At 37.7% G+C, this 19997-nt stretch carries 19 protein-coding genes, 1 pseudogene and 1 other annotated feature; of the genes and pseudogenes, 3 read left to right on the top strand and 17 right to left on the bottom strand.

The features are described from left to right. Positions 1–30: 30 nt before the first annotated feature. A complete protein-coding gene (locus tag ACUN26_RS18575) occupies positions 31–1098 on the bottom strand; it encodes an AI-2E family transporter (protein WP_000793112.1) in 1068 nt (355 codons plus the stop codon). A 176-nt stretch (positions 1099–1274) separates the two neighbouring features. Between ACUN26_RS18575 and ACUN26_RS18580 the strand changes: the two genes are divergently transcribed. Then, positions 1275–1487, top strand: coding sequence for a hypothetical protein (locus ACUN26_RS18580; protein WP_000242555.1), 213 nt, complete (start codon positions 1275–1277; stop codon positions 1485–1487). Between the two features lie 35 nt (positions 1488–1522). Here ACUN26_RS18580 and ACUN26_RS18585 read toward each other — a convergent pair whose 3' ends face one another. The 7 genes from ACUN26_RS18585 to cymR all read right to left on the bottom strand — a co-directional run bounded on the left by ACUN26_RS18585 (position 1523) and on the right by cymR (position 7929). After that, positions 1523–1651, bottom strand: coding sequence for a YrzQ family protein (locus ACUN26_RS18585; protein ID WP_001053553.1), 129 nt, complete (start codon positions 1649–1651; stop codon positions 1523–1525). A gap of 18 nt (positions 1652–1669) precedes the next feature. Continuing rightward, positions 1670–1858 (bottom strand): hypothetical protein, encoded by a 189-nt coding sequence (locus ACUN26_RS18590; protein ID WP_000469281.1) that lies wholly within the window; start codon positions 1856–1858, stop codon positions 1670–1672. Between the two features lie 127 nt (positions 1859–1985). Next, positions 1986–4322 carry an SF1B family DNA helicase RecD2 gene (gene recD2 / locus ACUN26_RS18595; protein WP_000528060.1) on the bottom strand — a complete coding sequence of 779 codons (2337 nt, stop codon included), beginning with the start codon at positions 4320–4322 and terminating at the stop codon, positions 1986–1988. A gap of 107 nt (positions 4323–4429) precedes the next feature. Continuing rightward, positions 4430–5089 (bottom strand): tetratricopeptide repeat protein, encoded by a 660-nt coding sequence (locus tag ACUN26_RS18600; RefSeq protein ID WP_000066402.1) that lies wholly within the window; start codon positions 5087–5089, stop codon positions 4430–4432. Positions 5090–5199: 110 nt separating this feature from the next. Beyond that, on the bottom strand, positions 5200–6315 hold the full coding sequence (gene mnmA / locus ACUN26_RS18605) for a tRNA 2-thiouridine(34) synthase MnmA (protein ID WP_001038014.1): 1116 nt from the start codon (positions 6313–6315) through the stop codon (positions 5200–5202). 16 nt (positions 6316–6331) lie between these two features. Continuing rightward, on the bottom strand, positions 6332–7477 hold the full coding sequence (locus ACUN26_RS18610) for a cysteine desulfurase family protein (protein ID WP_000439899.1): 1146 nt from the start codon (positions 7475–7477) through the stop codon (positions 6332–6334). Positions 7478–7512: 35 nt separating this feature from the next. After that, on the bottom strand, positions 7513–7929 hold the full coding sequence (gene cymR / locus ACUN26_RS18615) for a cysteine metabolism transcriptional regulator CymR (protein WP_000704116.1): 417 nt from the start codon (positions 7927–7929) through the stop codon (positions 7513–7515). A gap of 396 nt (positions 7930–8325) precedes the next feature. Here cymR and ACUN26_RS18620 point away from each other — a divergent pair, with 396 nt between their 5' ends. Both ACUN26_RS18620 and ACUN26_RS18625 read left to right on the top strand, forming a co-directional pair. Further along, a complete protein-coding gene (locus ACUN26_RS18620) occupies positions 8326–9612 on the top strand; it encodes a replication-associated recombination protein A (RefSeq protein ID WP_000812907.1) in 1287 nt (428 codons plus the stop codon). Between the two features lie 37 nt (positions 9613–9649). Then, positions 9650–10291: an RsfA family transcriptional regulator gene (locus ACUN26_RS18625; protein WP_000857728.1), complete on the top strand. Its 642-nt coding sequence runs from the start codon at positions 9650–9652 to the stop codon at positions 10289–10291. Between the two features lie 480 nt (positions 10292–10771). Here the strand turns inward: ACUN26_RS18625 and ACUN26_RS18630 are convergent, their stop codons facing one another. The 9 genes and pseudogenes from ACUN26_RS18630 to ACUN26_RS18670 form a co-directional block, all read right to left on the bottom strand. Continuing rightward, positions 10772–11539: a tRNA threonylcarbamoyladenosine dehydratase gene (locus ACUN26_RS18630; protein WP_000903173.1), complete on the bottom strand. Its 768-nt coding sequence runs from the start codon at positions 11537–11539 to the stop codon at positions 10772–10774. A 500-nt stretch (positions 11540–12039) separates the two neighbouring features. Beyond that, positions 12040–13815, bottom strand: a complete 1776-nt coding sequence (aspS, locus tag ACUN26_RS18635) for an aspartate--tRNA ligase (protein WP_000840918.1) — start codon at positions 13813–13815, stop codon at positions 12040–12042. A 12-nt stretch (positions 13816–13827) separates the two neighbouring features. Further along, positions 13828–15099 (bottom strand): histidine--tRNA ligase, encoded by a 1272-nt coding sequence (gene hisS / locus ACUN26_RS18640; protein ID WP_033657340.1) that lies wholly within the window; start codon positions 15097–15099, stop codon positions 13828–13830. A gap of 69 nt (positions 15100–15168) precedes the next feature. Next, positions 15169–15399: a binding site (T-box leader), on the bottom strand. Between the two features lie 54 nt (positions 15400–15453). After that, the gene (locus ACUN26_RS18645) at positions 15454–15630 is read right to left on the bottom strand and encodes a hypothetical protein (protein WP_001242605.1); all 177 of its coding nucleotides are present in this window, start codon (positions 15628–15630) and stop codon (positions 15454–15456) included. A gap of 85 nt (positions 15631–15715) precedes the next feature. Further along, positions 15716–15907 (bottom strand): hypothetical protein, encoded by a 192-nt coding sequence (locus ACUN26_RS18650; protein WP_001104578.1) that lies wholly within the window; start codon positions 15905–15907, stop codon positions 15716–15718. Positions 15908–15986: 79 nt separating this feature from the next. Then, positions 15987–16319 (bottom strand): annotated as a pseudogene (locus ACUN26_RS18655) (YrdB family protein). 265 nt (positions 16320–16584) lie between these two features. Further along, positions 16585–17025, bottom strand: a complete 441-nt coding sequence (locus tag ACUN26_RS18660) for a D-tyrosyl-tRNA(Tyr) deacylase (RefSeq protein WP_001266954.1) — start codon at positions 17023–17025, stop codon at positions 16585–16587. 17 nt (positions 17026–17042) lie between these two features. Then, entirely contained in the window at positions 17043–19226 is a 2184-nt protein-coding gene (gene relA / locus ACUN26_RS18665; protein WP_001262805.1) for a GTP diphosphokinase, read from the bottom strand. A gap of 210 nt (positions 19227–19436) precedes the next feature. Then, positions 19437–19949: an adenine phosphoribosyltransferase gene (locus tag ACUN26_RS18670; RefSeq protein ID WP_000346217.1), complete on the bottom strand. Its 513-nt coding sequence runs from the start codon at positions 19947–19949 to the stop codon at positions 19437–19439. Between the last annotated feature and the right edge of the window lie 48 nt (positions 19950–19997).

The raw sequence follows: 19997 nt of genomic DNA on the forward strand, positions 1-19997 counted from the left end.
CCCTCTATTTTTTAAATAGAGGGCTTCATTTTAAACATCTTCTCTTTTCCAAAGAGGCCTCACATGAACAATCACTGTACGAATAACTGCTAAAATCGGAACCGATATTAGCAATCCTACAATCCCGGCTATCTCTCCTCCAACTAGTAAGGCAAGCATAATAATAACGGGGTGCATACGAAGCGACTTACCAACGATGTAAGGCGATAAAATGTTACTTTCCAAAAATTGCAAAATAGCAATTGTAATCCCCGCCTTAATGAGTAAACTCGTTGATACCGTTGCCGCAATCATCAACGTGGGAATCGCCCCTAAAATAGGACCAAAGTATGGGATTATATCCGTTACCCCAATAATAATGCCGAGCAGCAATGGATACTTCATACCGATAAACCAAAAAGAAAGAACAGATACTCCCCCTAATACTAAGCAAACAAATAACTGTCCTCGAATATAACTTCCGAGTGATTTATCAATTTCTTTCGCAAGCATTTGACCCGTACTACGCCACTTACTCGGAACTAGTTTCCAAAAGATATGATAAAACTCACCGTAATCTTTTAATATGTAAAATACAATGAACGGAATCAAGAAAATAATGAGCAATGAATCCAGTACACCACGGGCTGTGCTCATAACTTTATTTAAAAGCGTTTGTATCTTCATTTCTACACCAACGAAAATTTGCTTTACCTTTTCATGAATAAATGATGGGAAATTCGCTGTTTGTTCTGTAACGCCATCCATCCAAGAATCATACATTTTTGTGAACTGCGGAAATTGTTCATTAATTTCTTGTAACTGTTTAATAACAACTGGCGTTCCTTTATAAATCCCATAGCCAATCCCGCCAAAGAACAGGATGTAAATGAGCAAAATAGCGAGTGTGCGCGGCATCCCTTCCTTATGAATTTTTTCAATTAAAGGATGCAATAAATACGCAATAAAACAAGCGATAAGAAACGGTGTAATCGCCACTTTACATACAAAAATAATCGGCGCCCATAGTGGCTTGATCTTTAAGAAGACAAGCAAACAAAGAAATACAAGTAACAATAATCCTAAACGGTATATCCAAATGATTTTAAGATTCTTCACACGAAAAACCTCCTCCACCTTTATTTTGAAAATAAATAGGGTAGGTTATGTGCAAAACTTTTAAAATCTTTTCATACAGACCATACTGTTTTGTAAAGACGTACATATACATAACATAACAAGGACAACCATCCCTGAGAATGCAGCATGAAACAATATAATCAGGAGGACTCATAATGGTTTTATTTATGCTCGTATTATCAGCACTTTTTATGATTCTTGAATGGGTTTGTATCGGATTTGGTATTTGGAAAGGTTTCTTTATTCGTTCCTCACGAAAAGAGAGGGCGAAGCAATTATTTCATTACGGAATGCTTGGTGTTGGGTGTTACGGTCTATCTTATCTCTTCTCTGAAATTGGACTTTTATATTTGCATACGAGCGCATAAAAAAACTCCCTTATCATGAAGGGAGTTTTTTACGTTTATAAATAAGATTTAATCATCTTACGTGCTTTTTTCATATTGCGTTTTGAAAATACATCTTGCTTGCGAGCATATTGATATGCTGCAGCTCCAACACCTAATGCGATTAATGAATTGCGTAGATTCAAAGTAAATCCCCCTTTTCGTTATCCGATCGTTCTTTCGTTCTCATCAAATAAATCATCAAGAGAGCTTAATGAACCATCTTCCTCTACTTGATGCGTATGGATTTTCCCCTTTGAAACCGATAATTCGATATAACAATTCCAGCAATAAAATTGGTTGACACCTATTTTTCCGATGTCTTTCCCTTTGCAATTTGGACAAATAAACATATGGCTTTCATCTCCTTACAGTCTCCCAGATTCTATTCGCCATTATGTCCAAACCCCATTCATTTATACATTGCTGGAGCCTTTCAACGTTATACGTTTGAAAGTTTCACTATATAATTTCACCTCGTTACATGAAATCATACGGTGAAATGTTTTCCACGTCCATTTCCTCGCCATTAACCGTTACCATCTGCACCTCTCCTTGTGATTCTTGCAAACGACTAGCTAAAGTCGTTTGACGCATTGCATCGTCAAGGCGATTTACACCGGATTGAAAAGCCGCTTCCTCCCCACAAATAATAAGGAATTTCTTACTTCTTGTAATGCCCGTGTAAATTAAATTACGACGTAACATACGGTAGTAGCTCTTTACAATCGGCATAATAACTATTGGAAATTCACTACCTTGTGATTTATGAATCGAGCAGCAATATGCATGGGTAATTTGATTTAAATCCGGCTTTGTATACGTTACTTCGATTCCATCAAATGAAACGATAATCATGTCCTGTTGCTCAACATTTTCTTTTGCATAAAACACCGAAACAATTTCTCCAATATCACCATTAAATACTTGGCTTTCCGGCTGATTGACTAATTGAAGTACTTTATCACCTCTTCGATACACAACGTCACCGTAGGCAATTTCTTTACTTTTTTCTTTTTTCGGATTAAACACTTCTTGAAGAGCTTCATTTAACACATTAATACCTGCTGGTCCGCGGTACATAGGTGCCAACACTTGGACATCTCTTGCGCTAAACCCTTTCGTCTTCGCGTTTTCACATACTTTTTTTACAACTTCAACAATTTGAGCCCCTGCACAGCTGATAAATGAACGATCTTTTTTATTTTGAGCTAAATCCGGTGGAAGTGTTCCGTCTTTTATCGCATGGGCAAGCTGAATAACAGACGAACCTTCCGCCTGACGATAAATTTCTGTAAGTTTTACCGTTGGAATGGTTCCTGCATTTAATAAATCTTTTAACACTTGTCCAGGTCCTACAGATGGCAACTGATCTTCATCACCTACAACGATAACTTGAATATTTGTCGGAAGTGACTTGAATAGCTGATTTGCAAGCCAAATATCTACCATCGAAAACTCATCAATAATGAGTAACTTCCCTTGAACTGGATCGGTTTCATTACGCTGGAAAGACCCTTCTGGCGTCCAACCAAGCAGACGATGAATTGTACAAGCAGGGAGCCCGGTAGATTCACTCATTCGCTTCGCTGCTCTTCCTGTTGGAGCCGTTAATAATATTGGAAATGGATTATCATCACTGTATTCATTCGGATTTAATGATACCCCATGCAAGGACGCGTACATTTCAACAATTCCTTTAATAACTGTTGTTTTCCCCGTTCCTGGTCCACCTGTCAATAACATCATCGGCTTATGAAGTGCCGTTTGAATTGCTTCTTGCTGAAACGGTGCATACTGCACCTTCAGCTGTTCTTCAATTTCACCTAATGTTTTTAACATTTCTGCTTCAGGAAATGAAGGGGTTTCCTCTTGATTCATAAGCCTACGAATAGACTTTACAACACCTTTTTCAGAGTAAAATAACGATGCTAAGTACACTCGTTCTTCTTCAATGATGACTTTCCCTTCACTTTGCATCATTTCAACACAGCCTATAATGTCTTCCTCAGTCACTCTACCTTCTTGATTATTTAAAAGTGACATCGTTTCTCTTACAAGTTGATCTTTCCCCATATAAACGTGACCGAGCTGCAGTGAAACATTCTCTAACGTATAAAAACATCCCGCACGTACACGGTCATCATGATTACCCGATATACCTAACGCACGTCCTATATCATCTGCTCGTCCAAAACCAATCCCGTCCACTTCTTCAATAAGTTGATATGGATTATTACGAATCACTTCTAATGTCATTTCTTTATATTGCTGATAAATTTTAATAGAAAGCTTCGTTCCAAAACCGTAACCATTTAAAAAGCTCATTACTTTCTCTAACCCTTGATGCTCCACAATTGTCTCATATATTTCCTGTGCTTTTTGTTTGTTAACAACACCATTTAACGCATCAGGATCATCCATAATTTTAGAAATGGCATGCTCACCAAGGTGATCTACGATTTTTTCAGCCGTACGCTTTCCAATCCCTTTAAATAAATCGCTCGCTAAATATTGCACCATACCTGCTTTTGTTTGCGGCAATTCTTTCTTAAACGTTTCAACTAAATATTGTTTCCCATACTTCGGGTGGTCTTTAAAATGACCTGTTAATGTAAACACTTCATCTTCATGCATACGGGGAAAATGACCGTTTATCATTACTTTTTTTTCGTCGTATGTTTCATTCGTTTCAATGATTTTCATACTGACAACGGAATAGAGGTTTTCTTCGTTGTGGAAAATGGTATGAAGAACTTGCGCTTTTATAAATTTTTTCTCTTCCTCAAACAAATCCATGGCATGTTGATTTCCCATCTTTCCTCTCCTTCCCGAGTTCTTTTCACCTTAATGAGCAGTACATCCCCCACCTCTTTCACAATCTTTAGATGAGGGGTAACTGCGCATTAAACTATTATTTCACTTTATTCAGCTTCTTGCTCTAATAAACGAATACCATTACCAGCTAAAAAGTGGTCTGGCTGAATTTCAGTTGCTTTCTTAAATAAAGTAAGAGCTTTCTCGTTATTTTCTTCAAATACGTACGCAACACCTAAATTATAATACGCATCTGCATGCTCTTCATCCATTTCTAATACCTTTTCAAAATAAGGTTTTGCCTCTTGAATATGTTCTAGTCGCGCGAAGCAAAGTCCGCATTGGAAAACAGCTTCTACATCGTCTTCATCTAATTCCGTCGCTCTTTGTAAAAATGGTAATGCAAGACGATCATTTCCAAGTTGCACATGTGTAATACCTAACATAAATGTTACATCAGCTGACTGTAAGCCCGATTGCATTGCTTGTTCAAATACAGATTTTGCCTCTGCAAATTGCTCTTGACCGTAATATACGTTTCCTAAGCCATAATAAGCAGCCGCAGATTTATCATCTAACTCTAATGCACGCTTATAAAATAAAATTGCTCGTTCACTATCACCTAATACATCTAATAAATTCGCAAAGTTAATATATCCAAGCGCATCTTTCGGATTTTCTTCGATTGCTTCTGTAAAATTTTTAGCTGCTTCTTCCCAGTTTCCTTCTTGCATATATTGAATACCTGTTTCAAGTTTGTTTGACATGTCCTTCACCTCTACAACAAATTATAACAAAGAATGTATTTTCCAAGCGAACGAAAATTCGCTTTATATAAAAGAAACCTCTAACCGCTAATCGGCAGAGGCTTCTCGTTTTATCCTAAATAATCTAATTTCTTACCACTATGATATACTTCATCAATTGTAGCGCCGCCTAAGCACTCATCTCCATCATAGAAAACAACTGCTTGGCCTGGCGTAATCGCACGAATTGGCTCATCACAAAGAATACGAACTGTATTTTCATCAACAATTTGAACCGTTACTTTATTATCTGCTTGACGATAGCGGAATTTCGCTGTGCATTTAAATTCTGTTTCTTTTGCTTTGTTACTTACCCATCCTACATTCGTAGCGATAACTTCATCACCATATAGAAGTTCATTATGGAATCCTTGATCAACATATAAAATGTTGTCTTTTAAGTTTTTCCCAACAGCGAACCATGGATCACCGTTACCACCAATACCAAGGCCATGACGTTGTCCAATTGTATAGTACATTAAACCGTCATGTTTTCCTTTCACTTCACCAGATAACGTTTGCATCACACCTGGTTGCGCTGGTAAATAGTTACTTAAGAAATCTTTAAAGTTACGCTCGCCAATGAAGCAAATACCAGTACTATCTTTCTTCGCCGCTGTCGCTAAACCAGCTTCTGTCGCCATTTCGCGAATTTGCGGTTTCTTTAATTCACCTAATGGGAACATTGTTTTTGATAATTGCTCTTGGCTTAATTGATTTAAGAAATACGTTTGGTCTTTATTGTCATCAACGCCGCGAAGCATTTTATATTCGCCGTCCATATAAGCAACACGTGCATAATGGCCTGTCGCTACATAATCAGCACCAAGCGCAATTGCATGCTCTAAAAATGCTTTAAATTTAATTTCTTTGTTACACATTACATCTGGGTTTGGTGTACGACCAGCTCGGTACTCATCTAAGAAGTACGTAAATACTTTGTCCCAGTATTGTTTTTCAAAGTTTACTGCATAATACGGAATACCGATTTGGTTACACACTTCAATTACATCATTGTAATCTTCTGTTGCTGTGCAGACACCATTCTCATCTGTATCATCCCAGTTTTTCATAAAAATTCCGATCACATCATAACCTTGCTCTTTTAATAAAAGAGCTGCTACAGATGAATCGACGCCACCGGACATCCCGATGACAACGCGTGTTTCATGAGGTAGTTTGTTCATCATGTCACCTCCCATGCTAATTTTGTGTTAATCGCTTCACGATTTTCACTGTTTCGTACGCCGCTTTTTCAATTTGCTCTTTCGTATTTCCAAGACCGAAACTAAAGCGTACGGATGAACGTATTTGATCGGAGTCTTTTCCGAACATCGCCACTAATACATGTGATGGATCAATCGAACCAGCTGTACAAGCAGAACCACTTGATACTGCAATGCCAGCTAAGTCTAAGTTCACAAGAAATGGTTCAATGTTCATTCCTGTAAAACTGATATTCAACACATGTGGTAAGCGATATTCCAAGTTTCCGTTTACCTCGAAAGTAATGCCTTCATTTTTGAAGACAGATACCATTATATCTTTAAACTCTTCATATTGGGCATTTTTTTGCTCACGAGTTTTTTCAGCTAAAAGAATTGCATGTTGAAGTCCGACAATACTAGGTACATTTTCAGTACCAGCACGGCGTTTTCTTTCTTGCTCTCCGCCTATTAATAACGGTTCAAATTTCAAATTTGCACTAGCGTATAAGAACCCTACGCCTTTTGGCCCGTTAATTTTGTGCGCTGAAATTGATAATAAATCAATCCCAAACTCTTTCACATTTATTTCTACTAAACCATAAGCTTGTACCGCATCTGTATGGAAATAAGCTTGATGCTCTTTTAGCAGTTTTCCTATTTCCGCAATCGATTGCATCGTCCCTACTTCATTATTCCCAAACATAATAGATACAAGAATTGTCTCTTCTGTTAATGCCTTTTGTATGTCAGAAAGTTGAACACGCCCCGTTTCATCGACAGGTAAATATGTCACTTCAAACCCTTCACGCTCAAGCAATTCACACGTATGCAAAATCGCATGATGTTCAATTTCCGTCGTTATAATGTGGTTACCTTTATGACGGTTTGCGCGTGCTACACCTATAAGCGCTAAATTATCAGCTTCTGTACCACCGCTCGTGAATATAATTTCATTCGGGTTCGCATGGATGCTTTTTGCACACACGCGTCTCGCCTCATCTACTGCATGGCGCGCTTGACGTCCATAAAAGTGAATACTAGACGGGTTTCCGAATGTTTCTGTCATATATGGAATCATCTTTTCGACCACTTCTGGGTGAGTCGGAGATGTCGCAGCATGATCTAAGTAAATGCGTTCCATTAAATCTCCTTCTTTCCAAATCGTTTCACAAGGAATTAAATGTAAAACATATAGCCCCCGTGATTTTCTTCCTCATAACGCACTAAATCTTCTAAAGTTGTACTATCTAACACTTCTTGCACCGCATCTCGAACACGCATCCATAATTGGCGCTGTGCTGGTTCTTCTTCTTCTATCATTTCTACAACACTAATTGGACCCTCTAGTACACGGATTACATCCCCAGCTGTAATGTTAGCCGGTTGATCAGATAATACATATCCGCCATATGCACCACGCGTACTCTTTACAAGACGAGCGTTACGAAGTGGTGAAATTAATTGTTCTAAGTAATGTTCCGATAAGTCATGTGCTTGTGCGATTGATTTTAATGAAATCGGACCTTCACCAAACTTTTTTGCAAGATCGATCATAATTGTTAAGCCGTAGCGGCCTTTTGTTGAAATCTTCATCTATTTTGCACCTCTTTTCAAATTTTCACTTCTATTGGTTATATCTTATTTATCCCGCTATTTGCGGGCAGTAAAACTCCCACCTCAAAATCCGGCTGGAGCAAAGAAGTTAGGTAGGGGATAAACAAAACCCCCACTGATTAAAGTTTCACTTTATAAAAGAACACAATTTAAAATCCTATGAAATTATAGCATAATATAGTATTATAAGAAATTTCAACTTGTGTATCAAAATGATAACATAAAATCACATTGAAAAACTCGGGAATTATTAAAATTGAAAGAAAAATGAAAATATTTATATTCATCTTTCCCATAAAACAGCATCCTATTTCAAATTCCACTAAAAAAAATGATACGATAGAATGAGATTATATAGTAAGGGAGACGGTAAAAATGAAACAACCACTCGCACATCGAATGCGCCCTACAAATATTCAAGAAATTATTGGACAACAGCATTTAGTTGGTGAAGGAAAGATTTTACGGCGAATGGTCCAAGCAAATCATTTTCAATCTATGATTTTATACGGTCCTCCAGGTACAGGAAAAACATCAATAGCTAGCGCAATTGCGGGAAGTACTGGAACACCGTTTCGCCTATTAAATGCTGTTACTCACAATAAAAAAGATATGGAAGTTGTCGTACAAGAAGCGAAGATGCATCAACACCTCGTTTTAATTTTAGATGAAGTTCACAGGTTAGATAAGGCGAAACAAGACTTTCTATTACCTCATTTAGAAAGTGGACTCCTTACTTTAATCGGTGCAACGACGAGTAATCCATTCCATGCGATAAACTCTGCTATCCGAAGCAGATGTCAAATCTTCGAGTTACACGCACTAACAGAAGATGATATTTTAATTGGTTTAAAACGAGCTCTTGAAGATAAAGAAAAAGGGCTTGGGGAATATGATGTAACTGTTACGGATGGAGCATTACATCACTTTGCAAATGCATCAGGCGGAGATATGCGTTCAGCTTATAATGCACTTGAATTAGCTGTTTTATCTAGCTTTACAACTGACGACAAAGCTGCGGAAATCACGCTAGAAATCGCAGAAGAATGCTTACAAAAAAAGAGTTTCGTTCATGACAAAGGTGGAGATGCTCATTATGACGTATTATCGGCATTTCAAAAATCAGTGCGCGGAAGTGATGTAAATGCAGCACTTCATTATTTAGCACGCCTTATTGAAGCAGGTGATTTACAAAGTATCGGTAGACGCCTTCTTATTATGGCATATGAAGATATCGGACTTGCTAGCCCGCAAGCTGGACCGCGCACACTTGCAGCGATCGAGTCAGCTGAACGAGTTGGATTCCCAGAGGCACGCATACCACTTGCAAATGCCGTTATCGAGCTATGCTTATCACCAAAATCAAATTCAGCTTATAAAGCACTTGATGCTGCATTGCACGATTTACGTAACGGTCAAACAGGTGACATTCCAGGTCATTTAAAAGACAGTCACTATAAAGGCGCTGAATCGTTAGGTCGAGGCATTGGATACTTATATCCACATGACCATCCAAATGGCTGGGTACACCAACAATACTTACCTGATAAAATAAAAAACAAGCAATATTATAAACCGAAAACAACAGGGAAATTTGAGCAAGCACTTTCTACTGTTTATGAAAGATTACAAAGTTCGAATAAAACGAAAAATAAAGGGTAACATAAACGAAAACGTCACCATTACGGAGGCTTCGCTTATGAAAACACGTCAAGATGCATGGACAAGAGAAGACGATCTCCTTTTAGCAGAAACTGTTTTACGACATATTCGTAGCGGCAGTACACAAATCAAAGCATTCGATGAAGTTGGCGATGCTTTGAACCGCACTTCAGCAGCTTGCGGTTTTAGATGGAATGCTGAAGTACGAGCGAATTACGAAGATGCGGTACAGATTGCAAAAAAACAACGTAAAGAATTAAAACGTTCTGAAGCTAAAATAGAAAAAGAGCAGTTTACACAAACTCGGCAGCTCGTAATCGATGCCGAGTTTTCAGAAAATATCACGCCAAGTCAACAGGAACTTACAATGCAAAATGTCATCTCATTTTTGCAAAACATGGAACATAATAACCCTTCAACCGCAAAGTTGCAAACTGAAAATGAGGTATTACAAGATCAGCTTACTTCCTTGCAAAAAACGAATCATGAACTTCAAGCAAAATTAGCGGTACTCACAAAAAAACAACAAGCAATCGAAGAAGATTATGCAATGCTTGTTAGAATTATGGATCGTGCTCGAAAACTTGTTTCAGTTGAAGAACAAGAAGAACAGATTGCTCCCATTTTCAAAACCGATCAAAACGGGAATTTAGATATTATTTATTCTGCAGAGAATTAAAAACAGGGATGTCACTTTTTTGATTAAGTGACATCCTTGTTTGTTTTCGGTGAACCGTATATAGATATATCGGTAAATGAAATTATATCAACGATTTTTCGAATATATCTATCGTAACTTGCAATATATCAACGATTTTTCAAATATATCTATCACAACTTGCAATATATCAACGATTCGAAAAAAAATATCGATTTAACGACAAAAATTGACAATAACATTTCTCCCTGTCATACAAGGAAACTCCCAAAATATATTGGATAATTTTTACTGTAATGTCATTATAACTCTTGGCCTTCTCGTCCTGACTTTAGCTCTTTTCACCATTAACAGTCTAAAAAATACATCCGCCTATAAATCAGATAAATATGATCATTACTTATTAACCTTACTTACATTTGAACTAGTAGTGATGCAAATATCAATAATTCTTTAAAACATAGAAAAAGCATATATCCGAAATGGATATATGCTTTCCTTTTATTCTTGCCCTACACGCTTCACTTCTACGTTTTTAATACGCTCACGTACAACGTGACTTGCCATAATTAAGCCTGCCACAGATGGTACGAATGCATTTGAAGAAGGTGGTAATTTCGCCTTACGAATTTTTGCATTTTCGTCTGGTACGATTTCTTTACGTACTTCTTCACGAATTACGATTGGGTTTTCGTCAGAGAAGACAACTTTTACACCTTTTTTAATACCCTCTTTACGAAGCTTCGTACGAATTACTTTCGCAATCGGATCTGTATGTGTTTTAGAAATGTCCGCAATACGGAAACGAGTTGGGTCCATTTTATTTGCTGCACCCATACATGAGATAATTTTAATTTTACGACGTAAACATTGTTTAATTAAATGGATTTTGAACGTAATCGTATCAGATGCATCCACTACGAAATCTAAACCGTGTTTAAAGAACTCTTCATATGTTTCATCTGTATAAAACATTTCTAATCCAATTACTTCACATTCCGGATTAATGTCTGCAATACGCTCTTTCATTAATTCTACTTTTGAACGCCCTACAGTAGATACTAAAGCGTGAATTTGACGGTTTACGTTTGTAATATCTACAACGTCTTTATCAACTAATACGAGACGTCCTACACCAGAACGCGCTAACGCTTCAGCTGAAAATGATCCTACGCCGCCAATTCCTAAAATACCGATTGTACTATTTTTTAATATTTCAAGTCCTTCTTTACCGAAGGCTAATTCATTACGTGAAAATTGATGTAACATTCAGCTCTACACTCCTATTACAAAAATGGTCTACCATGTATTCTAGCGTTTTTCCGACTATTTGTATAGAAAAAGTTATAGAATTCCTAAAAATACATATTTCAAACAAAAACATAATATAAACCGGACTTTTATTTCTTCCTACATACACGTTTTAAAAGGAGGATTCAGAGGGCCGAGCAGATCGAGGCACGTATGCTAGGAAGAGCGCAGTGTAGCTTTACTACTCGAGCACCGGACTGGCGAAGCAACGACGAAATGCGACTGCCATCTGAACCGAACTTTTTTAAACTTCCTCTCAATATACGTTTAAAAAGGAGGATTTAGAGAACCGAGCAGATCGAGGCACGTATGCTAGGAGGAGCGCAGTGTAGCTTTACTACTCGAGCACCGAACTGGCGAAGCAACGACGAAATGCGACAGTTATCTAAACCGGACTTTTTAAACTTCCTCTCAAAAAAAGTCTAGACGGCTATAGTATAACCATCTAGACCCTATTCTTACTTCTCTTCTTTCAAGCTTAATTTTAAGTTCAGTTCTTCAAGCTGAGCTTCTGCAACTGGGCTTGGAGCTTCTGTTAATAAGCAACTTGCGCTTGCTGTTTTCGGGAATGCAATTGTATCACGAAGGTTCGTACGACCTGCAAGTAACATAACAAGACGGTCTAAACCTAATGCAATTCCGCCGTGTGGTGGTGTACCGTATTCGAATGCTTCTAATAAGAATCCGAATTGTTCTTGCGCTTCTTCTTGTGAGAATCCAAGCGCTTTAAACATTTTTTCTTGTACGTCACGCTCGTAAATACGAAGTGATCCGCCACCAAGCTCATAACCGTTTAATACAAGGTCATATGCTTGTGCACGTGCTTTTTCTGGTGCTGTTTCTAATAGCTCAACGTCTTCACGGAATGGCATTGTGAATGGGTGGTGAGCTGCGAAGTAACGATCTGCATCTTCATCGTACTCAAGAAGTGGCCAATCAGTTACCCATAGGAAGTTAAATTTACTTTCATCTATTAACTCAAGCTCTTTACCTAAACGTAAACGAAGTGCACCTAAGCTATCTGCAACAACGCTTTTCTTATCTGCTACGAATAGTAATAAATCGCCAGCAGTAGCTTCTAATGTACTCATTAACGCTTTTGCATCTTCTTCGCCGAAGAATTTCGCAATCGGTCCTTTTAAGCCGTCTTCTTCCACTTTAAGCCAAGCTAGACCTTTTGCACCGTATACTTTTACGAATTCAGTTAATGCATCAATGTCTTTACGAGAGTATTTGCTTGCGGCACCTTTTGCATTAATTGCTTTTACTTGTCCGCCGCTTTCTACAGCACTTGTAAATACTTTAAATCCACAATCTGCTGCAAATTCAGATAGGTCTGTTAGTTCCATTTCAAAGCGTGTATCTGGCTTATCAGAACCGTAGCGAGCCATTGCATCAGCATATTTCATACGAGGGAATGGTGCACTAACTTCTACACCTTTTGCATCCTTCATAACTTTCGTCATCATACGCTCCATCATATCTAAAATTTCATCTTGCGTTAAGAATGAAGCTTCGATATCGATTTGCGTGAATTCTGGTTGACGATCCGCACGTAAATCTTCGTCACGGAAACAACGTGCTACTTGATAGTAACGCTCAAATCCGCCGACCATAAGAAGTTGTTTAAATAATTGTGGTGACTGTGGTAATGCATAGAATTCACCGTCGTGTACACGGCTTGGTACTAAATAGTCACGAGCTCCTTCTGGTGTGCTCTTCGTTAAAATTGGAGTTTCAACTTCTAAGAAGTCTTCTGTATCTAGGAAGTTACGAATTGTTTTCGTTACGTCGTGACGCATTTTGAATGTATTAAACATTACAGGACGACGTAAGTCTAAGTAACGATATTTTAAACGCACATCTTCTGATGCATCTGTATCATCAGCGATAATGATTGGTGTTGTTTTCGCTGCGTTTAATACGTTTACTCTCGTTGCTTGTACTTCAATACGACCAGTTGCCATATTGTCATTAATTGCGCCTTCACCACGTTCAACAACTGTACCTTCTACGTGCAATACGTATTCACTACGAATCGTTTCTGCTACTTCTAGTGCTTCTTTTGATGTTTCTGGGTTAAATACGACTTGCACGATACCTGTACGGTCACGTAAATCGATGAAGATTAATCCACCTAAGTCACGACGTTTTTGTACCCAACCTTTTAATTGAACTGTTTGTCCAACAGCTTCTACTGTTACTTTTCCACATGCATGTGTTCTTTCAGCCACTGTAAGTTCCCCCTATATTAATTTCTCTGCTACGTATGAAGCAAATACATCTAATGCTACTTCTTCTTGTCCGCCTGTTGCCATATCTTTTAAGTTAATGATGCCTTTATCTAGCTCATCTTCCCCTAATACAGCTACAAATTTCGCATTTAAACGATCTGCTGATTTAAATTGTGCTTTCATTTTGCGATCTAAATAATCTTTTTCGACTGATAATCCAGCTTTACGAAGATCAAACGCAACTTTCGCAGCATGGTCTTTCGCTTTTTCACCAAGAGCTACAACGTAACAATCAATACTATGTTCAATTGGTAACTCAATGTTCTCAGCTTTTAGCGCCATAATTAGACGTTCAATACTCATCGCAAAACCGATACCTGGCATTTCTGGTCCACCGATTTCTTGTACAAGTCCATTATAACGGCCACCACCGCTTAATGTAGTGATAGCACCGAAACCTTCTGCCTCACTCATAATTTCAAAAACAGTGTGTTGATAGTAGTCTAAACCACGCACTAAGTTAGGATCTTTTTCAAATGGAACATCCATCATAGTTAATAGTTCTTGAACTTTATCGTAGTATACTGCTGAATCTTCGTTTAAGTATTCTGTAATAGATGGTGCTGTACCCATTAATTCATGGTTACGGTCCTTCTTACAGTCTAAAATACGAAGTGGATTCTTTTCTAAGCGAGATTGGCAATCAGAGCAGAACTCGCCGATGCGTGGCTCAAAATGAGCGATTAATGCATCGCGGTGCGCTTGACGGCTCGCTGCATCACCTAAGCTGTTTAATACAACTTTAATATTTTTTAAGCCCATGCCGCGGTAAAACTCTACAGCAAGTGCAATTACTTCTGCATCAATTGCAGGGTCGTTACTACCGATTGCTTCAATACCGAATTGTACGAATTGACGATAGCGACCTGCTTGTGGTCTTTCGTAACGGAACATTTGACCGATATAGTATAACTTTGTTGGTTGCGTTGCGTCACCGAACATTTTGTTTTCAACGTAAGAACGTACAACAGGTGCAGTACCTTCTGGACGTAATGTTAAACTGCGCTCACCACGATCTTGGAATGAATACATTTCTTTTTGTACGATATCTGTCGTATCACCAACACCACGTAAAAATAACTCAGTGTGTTCAAAAATTGGTGTGCGAATTTCTTTATAATTGTAACGACGGCAAATTTCGCGTGCTTGCCCTTCGATATACTGCCATAACTCAACAGTGCCTGGAAGAATATCTTGCGTTCCGCGTGGGATTTGAATAGACATATTCAGTTCCTCCTCAAATTGTTTTAATCTTAATAAAAATAAAAAAACTCCCGCCTCTACTGTTTGAACAGTAGGGACGAGAGTATTATACCCGTGGTGCCACCCTAATTGAAGCACGTATGCTTCCACTTTTTTAATAACGCTTAAATGTGCGTTCATCCCTACTAAGCATATATGCCGTTCAAGTTGAAACCTCTAGAGTGTCATTCAATCAGTCATCATGTAGAAATGTTTTCAGCCTAAGACATCTCCTCTCTTTCCATGTGTATCTCATTTACTCTTCTCTATCAACGGTTATATTCATATGTAAATATAAAATTACTATACGTTTGTTGAGTACGATTGTCAAGTGTTCTAAGAGCGTTCAATCTGCTTCTTAAGACGCTTTACATCTTGAAGAGAAATTCCAAACTCAGAAGCAAGCTCCATCGAAGTATTGTTTTGTTCTTTTGAAATAAAATCATGAAAATTCACGTTAAACAGTTGATTTGCACCGTTTGTAACAGAATGCCCTTTTTCATTCATACGCATACGTATATCCCTCACATTCAATATGGATGTTTTACTTTTTATTGTTCCATATTGATGAGGTAGTTATACGTATAAACGAATAACGTTATTCCATACCACTTTTATATAAATAATCCGCTCTTTGAATCATAAAGGTTGTTACAACCATTGCTGCTATTACAAATACTGCCCAAGTACTGTAACTTAGCACTGCGAAAGTAACTCCTAATGCATGTAAAAAAATAGCTAAGCTAAATCGCAATGAAAATTTCAAATCTTTAAAGATTGACCAATTCATATACTATCTCCCCTTTTCACACATACATCCGAATGTTTTTACCATTTTTTACATTATACTATATAATGGATAACCCAAGCTATTGATTCCAAATCAACATCAGCATTCGATTTATAACAATAATAGTTACCAATCCACTCGCCAGCATAGGATGCTTCAAATGATACAACGCTGCAACATCCGCTTCAAACATGATAATCTCTAACAATACATGCAATATACCTTGTACTTCTCACTCTGCATGCGGAGCTCCAAATAGCTCCCAAATGACTGCAACAACAATCGAAAAAATAATAGCAAGTGTAATTTTTATAGCCGTTATTGTTCCTACCCGAAATCCCCAGTATCCAACAATCCCAAGAACACATAACTCTAGCATAAAACGTAAAGTTATATTGAATTCTTGAAGCATGCTACACCTTCTTTTCCTTTTATTCCCCTTCGAATTAATCCTATGATAAAGTGAAACTTTAATCAGTGGGGGTTTTGTTCATCCCCCACTGATTATCAGCCCTCACCAATCGGGCTTTTACGGGCAGCCCGCCCCCTAACTTCTTTGCTTCCGCTGAATTTTGAGGTGGGGTTCTTACTGCCCACAAATAGCGGGATAAATGAACAAAACATACAACAAAGTATAAAAAAGAGAGGATTATATAATCCTCTCTTCTTAGGCCATACTATTTACTTTCTACAATTAAGGTCACCGGACCATCATTGATTAAAGAAACGTCCATCATTGCACCGAACTTCCCTGTTTCTACATGCAATCCTTGTTTACGAACTTCTTCATTAAAGAAATCGTATAAATGCTCTGCATAGTCAGGTTTCGCAGCATCCATAAAGTTTGGACGTCTTCCCTTGCGGCAATCGCCATATAATGTGAATTGCGAAATTGATAGAACTTGTCCTTCTACATCGAGTACAGAATGGTTCATCTTTCCGCTCTCATCTTCAAAGATGCGTAAGTTCGCGATTTTTTCCGCAATGTACGTTGCATCTTTTTCAGTATCTTCATGCGTAATGCCAACTAGTAATGTTAAACCGAATGGAATTTGTCCTACAATCTCACCATCTACTGTGACAGACGCCTCTTTTGATCGTTGTAAAACAACTCTCATCTTTTCTACACTCCCTATTAATGCATCATGCGTCGTACTGCATAAATTTCAGGAACACGCTTAATGCGTTCTACTACTTTTTTCAAGTGTTGTAAGTTACGAATCGAGATCGACATATTAATTGTTGCCATCTTATTACGATCACTTCTACCAGAAACAGCTGAAATGTATGTTTTCGTCTCTGTAACAGCTTGCAATACTTCATTTAATAAACCACGGCGATCATAGCCTGAAATTTCGATATCAACGTTGTATTCAATTTCTTTTTCAGGGCTACCTTCCCACTCTACTTCTAATAAGCGCTCTACAGCTTCTTCTGTATGAATATTTACACAATCACGACGGTGAATCGATACGCCCCGACCTTTCGTAATATACCCAACGATATCATCACCTGGAACTGGGTTACAGCATTTTGACAAACGAATTAATAAATTGTCAGCACCACTTACCTTTACACCAGAATCCCATTTTCGAATTTTCATCGGTTTACGAACTTCTTTAACTTCAACAATTTCTTCTTCTTCACGCTGCTTACGGAACTTGTCCGTTAGTCGCGTAACAATTTGCGACGCTGTAATTCCGCTATATCCAACTGCTGCAAACATATCTTCTTCATTTGCAAAATTAAACTTCTCGGCAACACGTTTTAAATTGTCAGGAGCTAACACTTCTTTCATCTCATACTCTAGACCACGTACTTCTTTTTCAACAAGTTCACGGCCTTTTTCAATATTTTCGTCTCTACGCTGTTTCTTAAAGAATTGACGTATTTTATTTTTCGCATGAGATGTTTGAGCAAGTTTCACCCAATCTTGGCTTGGGCCATACGAATGTTTCGATGTTAAAATTTCAATGATGTCACCCGTTTTTAATTTATAATCAAGGGTCACCATTTTCCCATTTACTTTTGCACCAATTGTTTTATTCCCGATTTCTGAATGGACACGATAAGAAAAGTCAATTGGAACAGATCCAAGTGGTAATTCCATTACATCGCCTTTCGGTGTGAAGACGAATACCATGTCAGAGAATAAATCAATTTTTAATGACTCCATAAACTCTTCTGCATTAGAAGCTTCATTTTGCCATTCTAATATTTGACGGAACCAAGTTAGTTTCTTCTCTAATGTACCTGTTGTTTCTGCGGTCTTTCCTTCTTTATACGCCCAATGTGCCGCGATACCGAATTCTGCAATTTCGTGCATTTCTTTCGTACGAATTTGCACTTCTAGCGGATCACCTTTCGGTCCAATTACCGTCGTATGAAGAGATTGATATAGATTTGCTTTCGGCATTGCAATATAATCTTTGAAACGACCTGGCATTGGCTTCCAGCAAGTATGAATAATTCCAAGCACCGCGTAACAATCTTTAATACTATTTACAACGACACGTACAGCTAGTAAATCGTAAATTTCATTAAACTGTTTATTTTGCAATGCCATTTTACGATAAATACTGTAAATATGTTTTGGTCTTCCAGAAATCTCAGGTTGAATGGAAACTTCTTTTAATTTCTCACGAATACCAGTCATTACTTCATCTAAATATTCTTCACGCTCTGCACGTTTACGCTTCATTAAATTTACAATACGATAATATTGTTGCGGATTTAAATAGCGAAGTGACGTATCCTCTAACTCCCATTTAATAGTACTAATTCCGAGTCTATGTGCTAAAGGTGCAAAGATTTCTAACGTTTCATTCGCAATGCGACGCTGCTTCTCTTGAGGCAAATGTTTCAATGTACGCATGTTATGAAGACGATCAGCTAGTTTAATTAAAATAACTCGAATATCTTGAGCCATTGCGATAAACATTTTGCGATGGTTTTCTGCTTGTTGCTGCTCATGAGATTTATATTTAATCTTTCCGAGCTTTGTAACACCATCGACAAGCATAGCGATTTCTTTATTAAATTCTCGCTCAATATCTTCTAATGTAATCTCTGTATCTTCCACTACATCATGTAAGAAACCTGCCGATACTGTAGCTGGATCCATGTGTAAATCAACTAAAATACCTGCAACTTGAATTGGGTGAATAATATATGGTTCACCCGATTTTCTATATTGTTCGCTATGTGCATCGCGTGCATATTCATAAGCACGTGCCACTAGCTCAATATCTTCAACCGCTAAATATTGACTTGCTTTCTCGAGTACCTGTTCAGCTGTTAGTACTTGCTCATTTGCCATCGAATCACCTTTTATTGAAAATTGACTTTGTATTTATTAAATAGAATAAATTATATTCTATCATTATAACCCAATGATTGTGAATTGTGAAAAGGAAAAGATTTTACTGACATTTCACCTTATTTTTTTGCTCAATTATACAAAAGTACCCGCTCCTCTCCAAGAGATTCACGGGTACTTTTTATCACCGTAGTTTTACCTATATAGTGATTAGTATTTTTCTAATACTAATACATCGTAACCATCTAACATTTTACGACCATCTAAGTAAGTAAGCTCTACTAAGAATGCAATCCCTGCTACAACTCCGCCAAGTTCTTCAACTAGCTTAATTGTTGCTTCAATTGTTCCACCTGTAGCTAATAGATCATCAGTAATTAATACGCGTTGACCTGGTTTAATTGCATCTTTATGGATTGTTAAAACATCTGTACCATATTCTTTGCCGTAGTCAACTGTAATTACTTCACGTGGTAATTTTCCTAATTTACGAACTGGCGCAAATCCTACTTCTAATGCATAAGAAACTGGGCAACCGATAATAAAACCACGAGCTTCTGGTCCTACTACAACATCGATATCTCTTTCTTTTGCATACTCAACGATTGCATCTGTTGCTGCTTTGTATGCTTTACCGTCGTTCATTAAAGGTGTAATGTCTTTAAACACAATACCTTCTTTCGGATAATCCGGTACAATTGCGATATGTTGCTTGAAATCCATATTTCTGAATCCTCCTCAGATATAAAAGGTTTGTAAATACAAATCCTT

The organism is Bacillus sp. WC2503 (assembly GCF_052682895.1).